Source organism: Streptomyces sp. NPDC020379 (assembly GCF_044387105.1).
Taxonomy (GTDB): Bacteria; Actinomycetota; Actinomycetes; order Streptomycetales; family Streptomycetaceae; genus Streptomyces.
In genome coordinates this window covers 89536-105076 of the sequence record NZ_JBIRVR010000007.1, presented here as the reverse complement: position 1 = coordinate 105076, position 15541 = coordinate 89536, and the positions used below count along the sequence as shown (strand labels likewise).

11 protein-coding genes and 2 pseudogenes are annotated in these 15541 nt (G+C 71.1%); 3 read left to right on the top strand and 10 right to left on the bottom strand.

Annotated features, from left to right (window positions below):
• Nucleotides 1-20: 20 nt before the first annotated feature.
• The 4 genes from kdpB to ACH427_RS11720 all read right to left on the bottom strand — a co-directional run bounded on the left by kdpB (nt 21) and on the right by ACH427_RS11720 (nt 5141).
• Nucleotides 21-2111 carry a potassium-transporting ATPase subunit KdpB gene (kdpB, locus tag ACH427_RS11735; protein ID WP_398869267.1) on the bottom strand — a complete coding sequence of 697 codons (2091 nt, stop codon included), beginning with the start codon at nt 2109-2111 and terminating at the stop codon, nt 21-23.
• Entirely contained in the window at nt 2111-3775 is a 1665-nt protein-coding gene (gene kdpA / locus ACH427_RS11730) for a potassium-transporting ATPase subunit KdpA (RefSeq protein WP_398869266.1), read from the bottom strand. Before kdpA ends, kdpB begins: the two co-directional genes overlap by 1 nt.
• On the bottom strand, nt 3775-3864 hold the full coding sequence (kdpF, locus tag ACH427_RS11725; RefSeq protein ID WP_398869265.1) for a K(+)-transporting ATPase subunit F: 90 nt from the start codon (nt 3862-3864) through the stop codon (nt 3775-3777). The genes kdpA and kdpF overlap by 1 nt, the downstream gene beginning before the upstream one ends.
• 602 nt (nt 3865-4466) lie before the next feature.
• Entirely contained in the window at nt 4467-5141 is a 675-nt protein-coding gene (locus ACH427_RS11720) for a helix-turn-helix domain-containing protein (protein ID WP_398869264.1), read from the bottom strand.
• 183 nt (nt 5142-5324) lie between these two features.
• Between ACH427_RS11720 and ACH427_RS11715 the strand changes: the two genes are divergently transcribed.
• Entirely contained in the window at nt 5325-6515 is a 1191-nt protein-coding gene (locus ACH427_RS11715; protein ID WP_398869263.1) for a cytochrome P450, read from the top strand.
• Nucleotides 6516-6678: 163 nt separating this feature from the next.
• Here ACH427_RS11715 and ACH427_RS11710 read toward each other — a convergent pair.
• The 6 genes and pseudogenes from ACH427_RS11710 to ACH427_RS11685 form a co-directional block, all read right to left on the bottom strand.
• Nucleotides 6679-7279 (bottom strand): annotated as a pseudogene (locus tag ACH427_RS11710) (alpha/beta fold hydrolase); the annotation flags it as partial.
• 157 nt (nt 7280-7436) lie between these two features.
• The gene (locus tag ACH427_RS11705; protein WP_398869262.1) at nt 7437-8252 is read right to left on the bottom strand and encodes an SDR family NAD(P)-dependent oxidoreductase; all 816 of its coding nucleotides are present in this window, start codon (nt 8250-8252) and stop codon (nt 7437-7439) included.
• Nucleotides 8253-8549: 297 nt separating this feature from the next.
• Nucleotides 8550-8744: a hypothetical protein gene (locus ACH427_RS11700; RefSeq protein WP_398869261.1), complete on the bottom strand. Its 195-nt coding sequence runs from the start codon at nt 8742-8744 to the stop codon at nt 8550-8552.
• Nucleotides 8745-8848: 104 nt separating this feature from the next.
• Nucleotides 8849-11812 (bottom strand): AfsR/SARP family transcriptional regulator, encoded by a 2964-nt coding sequence (locus ACH427_RS11695; protein WP_398869454.1) that lies wholly within the window; start codon nt 11810-11812, stop codon nt 8849-8851.
• 159 nt (nt 11813-11971) lie between these two features.
• Nucleotides 11972-12577: pseudogene (locus tag ACH427_RS11690) on the bottom strand (BTAD domain-containing putative transcriptional regulator); the annotation flags it as partial.
• Entirely contained in the window at nt 12564-13352 is a 789-nt protein-coding gene (locus ACH427_RS11685) for a BTAD domain-containing putative transcriptional regulator (RefSeq protein WP_398869260.1), read from the bottom strand. The pseudogene ACH427_RS11690 and the gene ACH427_RS11685, both read right to left, overlap by 14 nt.
• Before the next feature lie 426 nt (nt 13353-13778).
• On the opposite strand from ACH427_RS11685, the gene ACH427_RS11680 reads away from it, so the two are divergent.
• Nucleotides 13779-13979, top strand: coding sequence for a hypothetical protein (locus tag ACH427_RS11680; RefSeq protein WP_398869259.1), 201 nt, complete (start codon nt 13779-13781; stop codon nt 13977-13979).
• Between the two features lie 207 nt (nt 13980-14186).
• Nucleotides 14187-15464 carry a TolB family protein gene (locus ACH427_RS11675; RefSeq protein WP_398869258.1) on the top strand — a complete coding sequence of 426 codons (1278 nt, stop codon included), beginning with the start codon at nt 14187-14189 and terminating at the stop codon, nt 15462-15464.
• The last annotated feature ends 77 nt before the right edge of the window (nt 15465-15541 follow it).

Genomic DNA, 15541 nt, shown 5'->3' with positions numbered 1-15541 from the left:
CTGCTCTTCTGCGCGGTCGGTCAGTGGAGGCCGGGGACGAACTGCGTGCCGAGGTCGATCAGCTTGATGCCGAGGAACGGCAGGACGAGCCCGCCCAGCCCGTAGACCCAGATGTTGCGACTGAGCAGCGCCGCCGCGGACGTGGGCCGGTAGCGGACTCCGCGCAGGGCGAGCGGGATCATCGCCACGATGATGAGTGCGTTGAAGACGATCGCGGAGGTGATGGCCGAGGCCGGGCTGTGCAGACGCATGATGTTGAGCCTGTCCAGGCCCGGGTGGACCGCGGCGAACATCGCCGGGATGATCGCGAAGTACTTCGCCACGTCGTTGGCGATGGAGAACGTGGTCAACGCGCCCCGGGTGATGAGCAGTTGCTTGCCGATCTCGACGATCTCGATGAGCTTGGTGGGGTTCGAGTCGAGGTCGACCATGTTCCCGGCCTCCTTGGCGGCGGAGGTGCCGGTGTTCATCGCGACGCCGACGTCGGCCTGGGCCAGGGCGGGCGCGTCGTTCGTACCGTCACCGGTCATCGCCACGAGCTTGCCGCCGGCCTGCTCGCGCTTGATGAGGGCCATCTTGTCCTCGGGCGTGGCCTCGGCGAGGAAGTCGTCGACGCCGGCTTCCTCGGCGATGGCCCGGGCCGTCAGCGGGTTGTCACCCGTGATCATGACCGTCTTGATGCCCATGGCGCGCAGCTCGTCGAACCGCTCCCGGATGCCTTCCTTGACGACGTCCTTGAGGTGCACCAGTCCCAGGACCCGCGCGCCGTCCCCGTCCCGGACCGCGACCACGAGCGGGGTGCCCCCGCTCTGCGAGATCCGTTCGACGCCTTCGTGGACCTCATCGCTGACCGTGCCGCTGGCTTCGGTGACCCAGGTCCCGACGGCGGCTGCCGCGCCCTTGCGGATGCGGCGGCCGTCCACGTCCACTCCGCTCATCCGGGTCTGCGCGGTGAACGGCACGAACGTGGCATGCGCCAGCTCGCCCTCCGTGCGGGCACGCAGCGCGTGCCGCTGCTTGGCGAGGACGACGATCGAGCGGCCCTCGGGCGTCTCGTCGGCGAGCGAGGACAGCTGGGCGGCGTCCGCGAGTTCGTCCGCGCCGACGCCGCCGACCGGCAGGAACTCGGCGGCCTGACGGTTCCCCAGCGTGATGGTGCCCGTCTTGTCGAGCAGGAGTGTGCCCACGTCCCCGGCGGCCTCCACGGCGCGCCCTGACATGGCGAGCACGTTGCGCTGCACGAGCCGGTCCATGCCGGCGATGCCGATGGCCGAGAGCAGCGCGCCGATCGTGGTCGGGATGAGGGCCACGACGAGCGCGACGAGGACGACGATGCTCTGTTCCGCGCCCGCGAACACCGCGAACGGCTGGAGGGTGACCACCGCGACGAGGAAGACGACGGTGAGCGAGGCCAGCAGGATGTTCAGCGCGATCTCGTTCGGTGTCTTCTGCCGCGCCGCGCCCTCCACCAGCGCGATCATCCGGTCGATGAAGGTCTCGCCGGGCTTGGAAGTGATCTTGACGATGATGCGGTCCGACAGCACTTTCGTGCCGCCCGTGACCGCCGAGCGGTCTCCGCCGGACTCCCGGATGACCGGGGCGGACTCGCCGGTGATCGCCGATTCGTCCACGCTGGCGACGCCCTCGACCACGTCGCCGTCACCGGGGATGACCTGCCCGGCCTCGACGACGACGTGGTCGCCCAGGCGCAGGTCCGCGGCCGGCACCTCTTCTTCCACGGGGGTCGCTGTCCGGGGACGCCAGTCGGCGAGGCGGCGTGCCGTGGTCTGGGTCCGGGTCCGGCGCAGCGTCTCCGCCTGGGCCTTGCCCCGCCCCTCGGCCACCGCCTCGGCGAGGTTGGCGAAGACGATGGTGAGCCACAGCCACGCCGTGATCACCCAGGGGAAGACGCCCGGGTCCTTGAGAGCCGACAAGGTGGTGAGGACGGCTCCGACCCCGACGACGAACATGACCGGGTTGTGGACCATCAACCGGGGATCCAGCTTGCGCACGGCACCGGGGAAGGAGGAGGCGAGCTGCCGCGGGTCCAGCAGACCGCCCGAGACCCGGTGCGGCTGATGCGAGGGGTCCGGTGCCGGAGAGGTGGACATCAGTGGAGTCCTTCCGCGAGGGGGCCCAGCGCCAGCGCGGGGAAGAAGGTCAGGCCCACGACAATGAGGATCACGCCGGTGAGCAGGCCCACGAACAGCGGCCGGTGCGTGGGCAGCGTGCCCGCCGTCACCGGCACGGGGCGCTGCCCGGCCAGGGCACCGGCGAGTGCCAGGACGAACACCATCGGCAGGAAGCGGCCGAAGATCATGGCCAGGCCGAGGGCGGTGTTGTACCAGACCGTGTTGGCCTGGAGGCCGGCGAAGGCGGAGCCGTTGTTGTTGGCCGCTGAGGTGAAGGCGTAGAGCACCTCGGAGAAGCCGTGCGGCCCGGGGTTCGTCATCGCCGCCCGCTCACCGGGCAATGCCATGGCGACGCCCGCCCCGATCAGGACGATGACGGGGGTGGTGAGGATGTAGAGGGAGGCGAACTTCATCTCCCGGCTGCGGATCTTCTTGCCCAGGAACTCGGGGGTCCGGCCCACCATCAGGCCGGCCACGAAGACGGCGACGATGGCGAGGACCAGGATCCCGTAGAGGCCGGAGCCCGTGCCGCCGGGGGCGATCTCGCCCAGCATCATGTTGAAGATCAGCAGACCGCCGCCGCCCGGCGTGTACGAGTCGTGGGAGGAGTCGACCGCGCCGCAGGAGGTGAGGGTGGTCGCCACGGCGAAGAGCGCCGATGCCCAGACGCCGAACCGCTGCTCCTTGCCCTCCATCATGCTGCCCGCGGCATGACCCGCCGAACTGCTCACGGAGTGGAGCTCGTTGGCCGTCACCACGGCGACGGACGCTGCCCAGATGACCCCCATCACGGCGAGGACGGCGTATCCCTGCCGCCGGTCGCCGACCATCGTGCCGAAGGTCCGGGGGAGGGAGAAGGAGATCACCAGCAGCAGGTAGATCTCCAGGAGGTTGGTGAAGGCGGTGGGGTTCTCGAAGGGGTGGGCGGAGTTGGCGTTGTAGAAGCCGCCGCCGTTGGTGCCCAGCTCCTTGATGGCCTCCTGCGAGGCGACCGGCCCGCCGGTGATGCTCTGGTGGTCGCCGGCGATGGTCGTCACCGCCTGGACGCCGTGGAAGTTCTGGATCACTCCGGCCGCGAGGAGCGCGATCGCGAAGACGAGGGCGATCGGCAGCAGCACACGCAGGACGATCCGGGTGAGGTCGGCCCAGAAGTTGCCGACCCGGCTGGTCCGCTTGCGGGTGAAGCCGCGGATGAGGGCGGCGACGACAGCGATGCCGACCGCCGCGGAGACGAAGTTCTGTACCGCGAGGCCGGCCATCTGCACCAGATGGCCCATCGTCGACTCGCCCGAGTACGACTGCCAGTTGGTGTTGGTGACGAACGAGGCCGCGGTGTTGAACGCCTGGTCCGAGGGGACGGGCTTCATGCCCAGCGACAGCAGCAGGTGGTTCTGCAGCCGCTGGAAGCCGTAGAGGAACAGCAGCGACACCAGCGAGAACGCCAGGACGCTGCGCAGATAGGCCGCCCAGGTCTGATCGGCGTCCGGGTTCACCCCGCCCGCCCGGTACGCGACGCGCTCGGCGCGCAGATGCCGGGAGGTGGTCAGGCAGCGGGCGATGTGGTCACCGAGCGGTCGGTAGGACAGGGCGAGCGCGGCCACCAGGGTGAGGATCTGCAGCCAGCCCGCGAGGGTGTCGTTCATCAGAACCTCTCCGGGAAGAGCAGGCAGAACACCAGGTAGACCAGCAGGGCCACGGCCGTGACGAGCCCCACGGCGTTGTCGGCACTCACAGCTTCTCGACCCCCTTCACCACGAGGTGGAGGAGGACGAACGAGAGGACGATGAGACCGAGGAAAGCCAGATCCGCCATAGGCGATGCACCTCGTTGAGTGGTGAGGAGCGGAAGGGGGACGGGAACCGCCGGTCGCACGTGGGACGAGAGGACCGCTGTGGCCGGGAGTCGACAGACCGATCTGTTTGAGCCATCTGAGAGAAGCGCTGAAGATCTGGGCGTGGCCAGTCCCCTTATCGCAATATTTACGCTGAACCAGGGCCTCTTGACGGGGTGTTTATTGCATTCGATGGCTTGTTCTGGCCGAAGGGAATTGTTCGATGATGATGTGTCAAGGGTTGATACACGGTCAAAGACGGTAATGCCGGGCGTCACAGGTGAGGGTGTGAACACGCCAGTCCGTCCCGGTGGCCGATGTTCGGCCACCGCCGCCACGTCCGGCACGCCACGCCGTCCTGCTGTCGACGTCAGCCGTCAACGCCGCGTCAAGAAGGTCTCGTTCCTCTTCGGAGGACCGCCGAAGCGCGAGTATGCGTGGCACTTTCCCCAGTGCCCCGGGTCACGGAGATCGTGCGCCGGCTTCAAGGGGGGCGAGACGCATCACGCCAGGAGGGTGCGCCAGCGGTCGGCCGACTCCATCATGTCCAGGGTGACTCGCTCCAGGAACGTCCCTGCCTTGGCCAGCCGCTGCGCTGCGGGCCTGTCGAGCCCGACCGTCTCCGCCCCCCTCATCGCGGCCTGCGCCGACTCGAGCGTCTGCCGTGCGCTGATCACGACCGAGTGGTACCAGGCCTCGTCGTCGACCACGTAGATGTCGCGTCGCCGCCGCGGATCGCGCTCGCGCCGGACATAGCCCTGCTGGACCAGGAAGTTCACGGCCGCGGAGACGGAGGCCGGGCTGACCTTCAGCCTGCCGGCCAGCTCGGCCGCGGTGCGCCTGCCGTCCTCGGACAGCAGCAGGTCGACGTGCACGCGTGCTGTCATCCTCGGCATCCCTGACCTGACCGCCAGCTCGACGATCTCCTCTTCCACCGCGCCGCCCGGCGGCCCGGCCGTGTGCGGGGGTGCCGGTGTGTCACGCCGTGCCCGCTGGACCGTCGCCTGGTGAGCCTGCTGGGGCCGGTAGCCGCCGGGGCCGCCGTTGCGTCCGACCTCCCGGCTGATCGTCGAGGTCGGCCGGTCGAGCCGCCTGGCGATCTCGGCGTAGGAGAGCCCGTCGGCCAGTCCGGCCGCGATGCGCTGGCGGTCCTGTTGGTTCAAACGTCCTCCTGGCATGCCGCCAGTATTGCCTTCGCCATCATTCATTGCAACGCTGCGTTGCGTTCGATCTCAGCGTCATTGCATCAATTTACCGCCACTGAACTGGAGAAGCTCCTTTCCGTCGATTGACGTACTGCTGAATGCAACATAGCTTTCACGAAGTACCGAACACGTACTATCGCGAGATGAGGAATGGTCATGGGTGAATCCCTTCACACCATCACGGCTCTGCCGACGGCGCGTCAGTCCGGTTGCCCCTTCGACCCGCCGGCAGAGTTGATCGACGCTCGCGGCCACGGCCCCATCAGCCGCTACACCCACCCCGGCGGAAAGCCCGGCTGGCTGATCACCGGGTACGACCTGGTCAGGTCGGTCCTGGCCGACCCACGGTTCAGCGCGCGCAAAGAGCTCATGAATGTCGTGGACTTCGAGCTTCCTCCGGCGCCGCCCGGCGAGTTCCTCCTCATGGACGACCCACAGCACCGCCGCTACCGCAAGCCCTTGGCGGGCAAGTTCACGGTGCGGCGGATGCGACTTCTCACCGAGCGCGTCGAGCGGATCACCGCCGACTGCCTGGACGCCATGGAGGAGGCTGGGCCGTCGGCGGACCTGGTGACCGCGTTCGCCAAGCCCATCCCCACCATCATCATCTGCGAGCTGCTGGGGGTGCCGTACGAGGACCGGGGCTCCTTCCAGGAGCAGATCGACGCGTTCATGGGTGGGGAGACGAGCGACGAGGAGCTGATAGCGGCCTATACCGCGACTCAGGACTACCTCGCGGAGCTGGTGGCCGCCAAGCGCACGAACCCCACCGACGACGTGCTCAGCGAACTCACCGACAGCGATCTGACCGATGAGGAGCTGACGGGGATCAGCCTCATTCTCCTGGCAGCCGGGTTCGACACCACTGCGAACATGCTGTCCCTCGGCACCTTCGCGCTGCTGCGGCACCCGGAGCAACTGGCCGCGCTGCGCGCCGATCCCACGCTCGCCGACGGGGCCGTGGAGGAGCTGTTGCGGTATCTGAGCGTCGCCAAGTCGTTCATGAGGACGGCGCTGGAGGACGTCGAGGTGGGTGGCCGGACCATCGAGGCCGGTACGACGGTCGTCCTGTCGTACAACACCGCCAACCGTGACCCCGAGCGCTTCGCCGATCCCCACGTGCTCGACATCCGGAGGCAGTACGGCGGGCACCTGGCATTCGGCCACGGTATCCACCAGTGCCTGGGCCAGCAGCTGGCCCGCGTCGAGATGCGGGTCGCGCTCCCCGCGCTGTTCGACCGCTTCCCCACACTGCGCCTGGCCGTACCCGCCGAAGAGGTTGACCTGCGCCCGGAGACCGCAGACATCTACGGGGTGAAGAGCCTCCCGGTTACCTGGGGCGAGTAGGAGGCGTGAGGACGACGCGCCCGCGTGCCGACCGTGAGCGCCGCATCGGCGCCGGGATATGCGCCCTGGCCGTCCCGAGGTCTTCGACCAGGGCCCCGACGACGGCCGCGTTGCCGCACATCAAGCCGCCCACCGCCCATCGTGCGGCAGCACAGGTGCCGCTTCACGCCTGGTGAGCGAATCGGTCGAGGGCCTTGAGCACATGCGCCCGTGTGGTGTCACTGTCCATGTGGCCCGCGTTGCCGACGACGATCAGTTCCGCGTCGGGCCAGGCGCGGGTGAGCTGCCAGGCGGTGTCGAGCGGGCCGCCCATGTCGATCCTGCCGTGGACCAGAACGCCAGGGATGCCGGCCAGGCGGTGGGCGTCGCGCAGCAACGCGCCTTCCTCCAGCCACGCGCCGTGGGAGAAGTAGTGCGCGCAGATGCGCACCAGGGCCAGTCGGGCGTCCGGCGGCCGGTCCCCGACGGGTTGGCCGTACCGTCCGTCTCCCCGGACAGGACCGCGTCCTCCCACCTACACCAGTCGGCCGTCGCTTTCTCCGTACCGCGGCGTCCGGGTGTTCCGTCAGGCGCGCGTAGGCCCCGACGACATCGCCGTCCCGCGGTGTGCCAGGAGCACCCGCCAGGAAGCGTTCCCACTGCTCGGGGAAGAAGCGGCCGACGCCGCGGTAGAGCCAGTCGATCTCGGAGCGCCGGGTGGTGGTGACAGCGGAGATGACGATCTCCGACACCCGCTCCGGGTGTGTCTCGGCGTAGCCGAGCAGGCCGCCCCCCTGTCACTTGCCACTGCGGTGAAGAAGGCGCTCGACCTGTTCGGCGGACCGTTGACGGAGGGATGCAGTCACCGCTGGCGCGCTGTCGAAGAAGTCGTCCCGCAGAACCATGCGGGGAACAAGCCGAACGGGCCTCTCCGTCAGTCCGTCACAGGCGCGGAGCGCGTGCCTCGATCCGGTAGTCGAAGGCGGCACCGGCGACGCCGACCGTGGTCACCCCGCCGTCGACGGTGAGGACGGCCCCGTTGACGTAGGACGCGGCCGGCGACAGCAGCCAGTCGATCGCCTGGGCGACCTCCTCCGGGTCACCCGGCCGCCCTGCGGGAGTCAGCCGGTTCGCTTCCCCGTATGCCTCCTCGGCACCGCCCGCCAGCCCGGCCTCCGTCGCGAACCGCGCCATCCGCTGGTCGGCCATCTCCGTGCGCACCCAGCCCGGGCACACCGTGTTGGCCCGCAGGCCCCGCGGTCCGTAGTCGACGGTGAGAGAGCGGCAGAGGTGGAGCAGAGCCGCCTTGGACGTCGCATAGGCGGCATTGCCGGCGCTGTTGCGGAGCGCGCCGACCGAGGCGACCGCGACCACTGCACCGCGGGCCGCCAGCAGATGCGGCAGCGCGGCACGCAGCAGCAGGAACGGGCCGGTGAGATTGGTCCGTATCAGCTCTTCCCAGTCCTCGGGCGTGGTGTCGCCGACCGCGCCGCCACGCCCGATTCCGGCGTTGAGCACCACACCGTCGAGTCTCCCGTAGGCCGCCACCGTCGTCTCGACGAGCTCACGCACGGCCTCGGGGTCGGCGGCGTCGGAAGGGTGGGCCAGCGCTCCGGTCTCCTCGGCCACCCGGCGCAGTGGCTCGGGCCGCCGCCCGGAGATCACGACCTGGTGCCCGGCGGTGCGCAGCAGCCGGGCGGTGGCGGCCCCGATTCCCGTTGCCCCGCCCGTCACCAGGACAACACGCTGTTCCGACATGTTCGTTCGCCTCCGAAGGTGGTCGGCTTCCGGTTCCCCGCACCGTGAGCATACGAAGCGCCGGTACCGCCGGGCCGACGGGGTGCGGGGCGAGGAACGAATGCGGGGAAGAGCGGCGGCGGACAAGGCGGTGATGCTGCCCGTAGGACTCGGAGACCTTGTCTGTCGCTGTGCCGAACCCCATGATGTCCGGCCTGTATGCGGTCTGTTGAGCTGTGCGGGCATGGTACGGAGCGCTCGCCGAGTTCCTGGCCGGCCGGGCAGCAGAGCCGTCGGCAGGTCACCGGCCGCCGCTCGTCACGCGCCCAGCAGAGCCCAGCCGCCCCTGGCCGCGCACCACACCGCTATGGCGAGGAGAACCCAGCGCAGGAGCCCCGGCCGGTGTCCGAGGAGGCGGAGTCGGTGGTCGAGGGCCCGCGCGTCGACGGTGGCCCGTTCGAGGCGGGAGTGCGCGCGGCGGAGGCCGGCGAGACGGAGGTCTGTGTCGTCCACGGATCGGTCCACAAGTGGCAAGGCTATGCCGGAGCGGAGCCGCTGCGGGCGGGTGGCTGTGGGGTCCGGTCCGCCGCGCCGACGCCCCTCAGCGAGCACGGGCCTTACGCCCTCCGGGCCATGGGTGCTTCGCCCAGCAGCGTCCGGACCGTCGCTGCCTCGCTCGCGCCCAGCGGTTCGAAGAGCCCGAGCGCCGTCGTCCAGCACGAGCGGGCCTCGTCCAGGCGGTTGAGGTCGTGGAACGCCCTGCCGAGCAGGGTCAGCACCGACGCCCTGCGCCGATCGCCGCCCACCGTCTCCAGTGCGGTCAGCGCGCGTTGCGCGAACTGGGCGGCCCGCGAGGGCTGTCCCCGCCCCAAGCAGTTCTCGGCCATACGGAACAGCGCCATCCCCTCGCAGAGCCCTTGTCGCGCCCTGATGAACAGGGTTCGTGCCTCGTCCAGGGCGACGAAGGCATCGTCCCTCTGCCCAAGCCGCTCCAGAGCCAGCCCCAGGGTGTACAGGCTGTCGCCCAGTCGCGAGACGGCACCCAACTCCCGGAAGGCGCGCACGCTGCGCCGGGCCTCCTCGACCGCGCGCTCGCCGGCCCCCGTTTCCGCGTGTGTCCGGGCCAGGTCGGCGAGCACCGCGGCCTCGCCGTACCGGTCACCGTCGGCGCGGTATTCCTCCAGCGCGGCCTCAAGACACCGCTCGGCCTCCTCGTACGCGTGCCGATGACGCGCGACGGTGCTCCTGAGGATCAGCGCCTGGACGAGCACGAGCCGGTCCCCGGTCTCCCGGGCAGACGACCCGGCCCGCAGCGCCTCGGTCCCGGCCTCCTCGAACCGTCCCGCGACGGCGGCCAGGCGGCCGAGCAGACATCTCGCCCGGCCCTCGGCGACCACCGCGCCGCGCTGCCCGGCCGCCGCGACCAGGGCCCCGGCCGCCCTGCTGTATGCCTCCTCCCACTTCCCCGATTCCAGGAGGTCGCCGACCGCCCACAAGGTGTCCACGGCATCGCCGAGTGCCTCGTCCGAGGGGTGGGCCACGGCTTGTTGCACAGCGGCGAGCAGGTTTCCCGCCTCTCCGCAGACCCAGTCCAAGGCGGCGTCATGGGTGGCGAACTCCAGCCCCGGGGAGCCCGTGTCCCTCAGGTACGCCAAGGAGCGGTCGCCCGGACGTGTCACGACGAAGGCCGCGCGCGCGGATGCGAGGTGGAACCGGTGCAGCCTCAGCAGTGCCTCGTCCTCCTCGGCACCGGCAGGTGAACGGTGCCGGGCATATGTACGCAGCAGATCGTGGCAGCGGTACCTGCCCGGCCCCGGGGTCTCCATGAGGCTCAGGTCGACAAGGGACTCCAGAAGGTCCTCCGTGGTGCCGGCCTCCCGGTCGAGCAGCGCGGCGGCCGCTTCGAGCCCGATGTCCGGCCCCGCCGGCAGCGCGAGCAGCCGGAAGGCGCGGGCCTGTGCCGGCTCCAGTTGGCCGTAGCCGAGTTCGAAGGTGGCCTTGACGGCGAGGTCGCCGGCGCGGAGCTCGTCCAGGCGGCGGCGTTCGTCGGCGAGCTTGTGGGCGAGGACGGAGACGGTCCAGGTGCGGCGGGCGGCGAGCCGGGAGGCGGCGATGCGGATGGCCAGCGGCAGGAAGCCGCAGGCGGCGACGACGTCCATGGCGGCGTCGCGCCCGGCGCCGACCCGTTCCTGGCCGACGATACGGGTGAACAGCGCGAGCGCCTCGTCCGCGCTCAGCACGCCCAGGTCGACGAGGCGGGCGCCCGCCAGGTCGAGCATGCGCCTCCGGCTGGTGATCAGGGCCGCACAGCCCTCGGCAATGGGCAGCAGGGGGCGGAGCTGGGCGGCGTCGCGGGCGTTGTCGAGCAGCGCGAGGACGCGGCGGCCGTCCAGGGTGGAGCGGAAGAGCGCGGTGCGTTCCTGGAGGCCGTCGGGGATCGCGGAGTCGGGGACGCCCAGCGCCCGCAGGAACGAGCCGAGGACGGCCTCGGGTTCGGCGGGCACCGGCCCCGTGCCCTGGAGGTCGGCGTAGAGCTGGCCGTCGGGGAAGTGGTGCCGGGCGGCGTGCGCGACGTGCACGGCCAGCGTCGTCTTGCCGGCGCCGCCCATGCCCGCGACCGCCGAGACCGCCATGATCCGGCCCTCCGCCGTGACCAGCTGCTCGATCAGCTCCGCCACGAAGGACTCGCGGCCGGTGAAGTCCGGCACCATCGCGGGAAGTTGCGTAGGCCGGGTGAAGCCGGGGTCGGGTGAGGAACGGTCGGCCGCGGAGTTCAGGGTGAGGCCGGGGTCGGCTCGCAGGATGCGCTGCTGGAGCTCGGCGAGCTCCGGATTGGGTTCGATGCCCAGTTCGTCGGCCAGCAGCCTGCGGGTGTCGGTGTAGACGGCGAGGGCCTCGGCCTGCCGTCCGCTGCGGTAGAGGGCGAGCATCAGCAGCTTGCGCAGCCATTCGCGCAGCGGGTGGGCGGCGGTCAGGGCGGTGAGCTCGGAGACGGCCTCTGCGTGGGCGCCGACCTCCAGGTCGAGGTCGAGGCGGGTCTCGATGAGGGTGAGCCGCCACTCCTCCAGCCGGGCGCGCTGCGTTTCGGCGTACGGGCCGGGCAGGCCGGCCAGGGGCTCGCCGTCCCAGACCCCGAGCGCCTCGTTGATCAGCTCGCGGGCGCGGGTGCGGTCGCCCGCGGCGCGGGACTTCTCGGCCTCGGTGGCGAGGTGTTCGGCCTTGTCGATGTCGAGGCAGCCGTGCCCCACCCGGATCGCGTAGCCGCCGGACTCGCTAACCAGGGCGTTGCCATCAGGGCCGAGGACGTTGCGGAGCCGGGAGGCGTACGTACGCAATGCGGCGAGGGCGGCGTGCGGGGGTTCGTCGCCCCACAGCGCGTCCACCAACTCGCCGGCGAGGACCGTGCGGCCACCACGCAGCAGCAAGGTGGCCAGCAACGCCCGCTGCTGAGGTGAACCGATGCTCAGCCGCTCTTCGCCGCGCCAGGCCCGCACGGGCCCGAGCAGGGTGAAACGCAGCCGCGGCGATGCCTCGGAGGGGCGGCCCGGCCTCCGGGTGCGGCCGGACGGCACCCCCGCCACGGGTGGCGCGTCGAGCACGGGCTCGGCCGCGGGGGCGACAGCCTCGGCGGCACTCGTCCGGTCAAGGACCTGCGGCCCGTCCGTGGCGGGCCCGGCAGCCAGCCGCCGCAGCACACCCGCCGCCTCCCCCTCGCGCCCCGCCCCGGACAGGGCGGCGGCCAGGAGGCGTTGGAAGCGCTCGTTCTGCGGGTGTGCCCGGACGAGCAGACGGAGCTCGGGCAGGGCGCGGGCGTGCCGGCCGATGCGGAGTTCGGCGTCGATGCGGAGTTCCAGCGCCTCCAGCCTGCGCTCCTCGATCAGCTGAGCCGTGCCGGCCAGGCGCGTGCTGTGGAGCGGTGCCCCCGCGTAGGCCGGGCCCCGGTGCAGCGACAGGGCGCGGCCCGCCAGTGCGAGGACCGCTTCCGGTCCGGGAGCGGCCCTCGCAGCCTCCAGCAGTTCGGTGAACTCCGCGAGGTCGGCGGCCGGGGCGTGGAGGCGGTATCCGGCCGGGGAGCGCCGCAGCAGCTCTTTCGCCTCCTCGCTCCCCACCGACGCCGCGAGCCGCTTCCTCAGCAGGTGGATGTGGTTCTGGAGCTGGGACAGGGCGTTGTCCGGCGCGGGGCTTCCCCAGACGTCCTCGATGAGCGCTTCCGGTGCGACGACGCGCTCCGGCTCGACCAGGAGGGAGGCGAGCAGGGCGAGTTGGCGCGCCGCGGTCGGTGTGACGGGACGCCCGTCCACCAGCAGCTCCAGCGGGCCCAGGACCCTCGCCTCAACGCGCGCCATCGGGATTCCCGCCGTTCGCGGCCAGCTCCCGCAGGAGCGCGCGGGGCCGGATCCCGTACTCCCGCTGCCAGCGGTCCACTTCGCGCGTCATGAGGTCGAGGGCTCCCGCGTGGGTGCCGGCCTTGCGCAGGGACTTGGCCAGGAGCACCACGACCTGTTCGTCCGCGGGGTACTCGGCGCACAGCTGCCGGAGTTCGGCGGTGACGCGTGCCGTCGCGCCGGCCGCCAGCAGGGCCGTCGCCCTGCGCTTCGCCAGGTCCAGCCGGAGATCCTGGAGGCCGAGTACGTGGTCGGCGCAGAAGTCCGGGATCCGCAGGCCCGAGAGCGGCGCGCCCCGCCAGAGCGCGAGCGCGGAGTTGACCAGGACGAGCGCCTGCTTCGCCTCGCCCCGCGCCTCGGCTTCGTCGGCCCGCCGGGCCAGGAGGTGGAAGCGGTCGGCGTCGACGCTGCCCAGGGGGGCGCGCAGAGCGTAACTCACCTGGTCGGAGGGGTGTCCGGGGTGGGTGACCAACTGGGGCAGTCCGTCCTGGCTCCGCTGGGCGAGCGCCCCGAGCACGGCTCTGAGGTGGTGAACGTGCACATGGATCGCGGAGATGGCGGACGTGGGCGGCGACGTGCGCCAGATCCTGTCCCGCAGCGCGGCCACCGTCACCGCCCGGCCCCGCGCGAGCAGGAGCACGGCGAGCACGGCCCTGCGCTGCGGCGGGCCGAGGGCGACGGGTCTCCCGAGCCAGTCGGCCTCCACGGGCCCCAGGAGGCCGAACCGAAGGCTCATCGAACCCCCTCACACTCCAACTTCCGGACCACACGGGCGCGTTCTTCACCGTAGCAGCGCATTCAGCGGGCGTTAAGTGAGCGAAGAGCGGTTGTGGATCGCAGGAGGTGTTCCTTCGTTTCTCGGCTGTTTATCGCTTCGTGGCACCATGGGGCCGATGGCCAGCCGTGACGTGCCCAGTCCGGTGTCGGCTCAGACGCGGAGCCCTCCGGGGGTGGTAGCCCGGAGCGGCTCTGCCATCGCGTGTCCATCCTGCCGCGTACTCCGCCAACTCTGGCCCGCCCATACCCACTTGGGCTACCGTCGAAGACCCCCGACGCACGGTCGCGGGCGGTCCCGGCCCTCCTACCAAGGGCCTGTGAGCGGGTCGTTCCGTGCCGACGCGTCGGATATTCCGGACTGGGCGCAGTCGCAAGGAGAGCAGAGATGCATCCGAATCCTTCCGCATGGCTGGCAGCCGGGGTCGTCGTGGCCCTGGCCTTCTTCGTGCTCGTCGGCTATCTCGCCCGCGTCCTGCGGGCGACCCGTCGGCTCCCCATGGTGCTGGCGGCGCTCGGTGGACTGATCACGGGCCTGCCCGGAGTCCTCTACGCCCTCTACTACGTGGTGGGGGCCCACTCCCTCTGACCGCCGCCGGCATCCGCCTCCGTGCGCTCCTCGCGCGCGGAGGCGGCCTGTGGTCCCGCGGTCCCGGGCGGACGGAAGCTCGGTCGGCATTGACGGAACACCGCGTCGGCTGTTGGCTTCCTCCTCCCAGTCCACACGCGTATGCGCGCGATCGCATGAGGAGGAACAGCCATGCGTCGACCCGGTCGACTCAGACATGTCGCTGTTGTGGCGGCGTTATCCGTAGGGTTCCCGACAGCTCTGCCCGCGGCCTCGGCGGTGGCGGACGGCCGGGAGCCGCGCACCGAGCAGGTGAGTGTCGCGGAGGACGGCACTCCGGCGAACGCGCCCGTGGAAGGCGGGCGGATCAGCGGCGACGGACGCTTCGTGGTCTTCGCGTCCCGGGCGACCGGTCTGGTCCCCGGAGCCACCGGGGACCACCTGAAGGTGTTCCTCAAGGATCTCCGGACGGGCCGGGTGGAGCTGATCAGCGCCACCCCGGACGGCTCGGTGGCCGATGACGATTCCACGGCCGACAGTGTGAGCGGGGACGGCCGCTATGTCGTCTTCTCGTCCTACGCCACCGACCTGACCGACGCCGCGCGCACGGGCCACAGGTCCGACGTCTACGTCCGCGACCGCGAGCGGGGCCGGACCGAGCTCCTCGTGCGGAGTGAGGACGCCTCCTCGGCCGCGAGCAGCTCCGACGGGCAGATCAGCGACGACGGCCGCTACGTCGCGTTCTCCTCGACCGGCGGCGACGGCGTCGCCCACATCGATGTCCGGGACCGCCGGGAGCGGACCACCGCGCGGATCGGCGGCCGGCCGGCGTGGGGCGTGTACGCCTCGCCGGTGATCAGCGCGGACGGAAGCAAGGTCGGCTTCAAGTCCAACGGCATCTCCACCGACCCGCCCGCCACGGCGGGAAAGTCCGGGATCCGACGGCCCGCCCCGGACCGTCAGTTCTATGTGTACGACATCCGCGGCCGCGGCATCCGCCTGGCCGCCTGGGGTCTCGACGGCGAGGATGTGCGGGCCGACCGGATCAGCCTCAGCCCCGACGGCCGGTACGCCCTCTTCTCCTGTACCTCGCAGCGCGTCGTGGCGAACGACACCAATGGGGTGGGGGATGTCTTCGCCACGGACCTGGTCACCAAGGACATCCGGCTTCTCAGCCTCGGACCCGACGGCGTGCAGGGCGACGGGAGTTCGCCCGTCGGCGCGCTCATGAGCGCCGACGACCGGAAGGCGTTCTTCACCTCGGCGGCCACCAACCTCGTGCCCGGCGACACCAACAACACCTACGACGTCTTCGTCCGGGACCTCGTGACCGGCGCTGTCGAGCGCGTCAGCACCGGCGTCGACGGCGAGCAGCGGACCGACCACGCCCGCCTCCTGGGTGTCGACCGCGCCGGAGGCACCGTGCTCTTCGGCGGCTCGCCGGACCAGCCCGCCCCGAAGGGCTCCGCCACCGTCTCCGGCCTCTTCGTACGGCACCTCGCCTGACCCTCCGAGGGCGGAGCTGGGCCGGAGGGCCCTTATGCCCCCGCTCCGTGCACCTGCTCACGAGCGCGGGCGTACGC

Bases quoted from the DNA above. Each gene is read 5' to 3' on its own strand.
- kdpB (WP_398869267.1), bottom strand. From the start codon at position 2,111: ATGTCCACCTCTCCGGCACCGGACCCCTCGCATCAGCCGCACCGGGTC.
- kdpA (WP_398869266.1), bottom strand. From the start codon at position 3,775: ATGAACGACACCCTCGCGGGCTGGCTGCAGATCCTCACCCTGGTGGCC.
- ACH427_RS11720 (WP_398869264.1), bottom strand. From the start codon at position 5,141: ATGCCAGGAGGACGTTTGAACCAACAGGACCGCCAGCGCATCGCGGCC.
- ACH427_RS11715 (WP_398869263.1), top strand. From the start codon at position 5,325: ATGGGTGAATCCCTTCACACCATCACGGCTCTGCCGACGGCGCGTCAG.
- ACH427_RS11705 (WP_398869262.1), bottom strand. From the start codon at position 8,252: ATGTCGGAACAGCGTGTTGTCCTGGTGACGGGCGGGGCAACGGGAATC.
- ACH427_RS11685 (WP_398869260.1), bottom strand. From the start codon at position 13,352: ATGAGCCTTCGGTTCGGCCTCCTGGGGCCCGTGGAGGCCGACTGGCTC.
- ACH427_RS11680 (WP_398869259.1), top strand. From the start codon at position 13,779: ATGCATCCGAATCCTTCCGCATGGCTGGCAGCCGGGGTCGTCGTGGCC.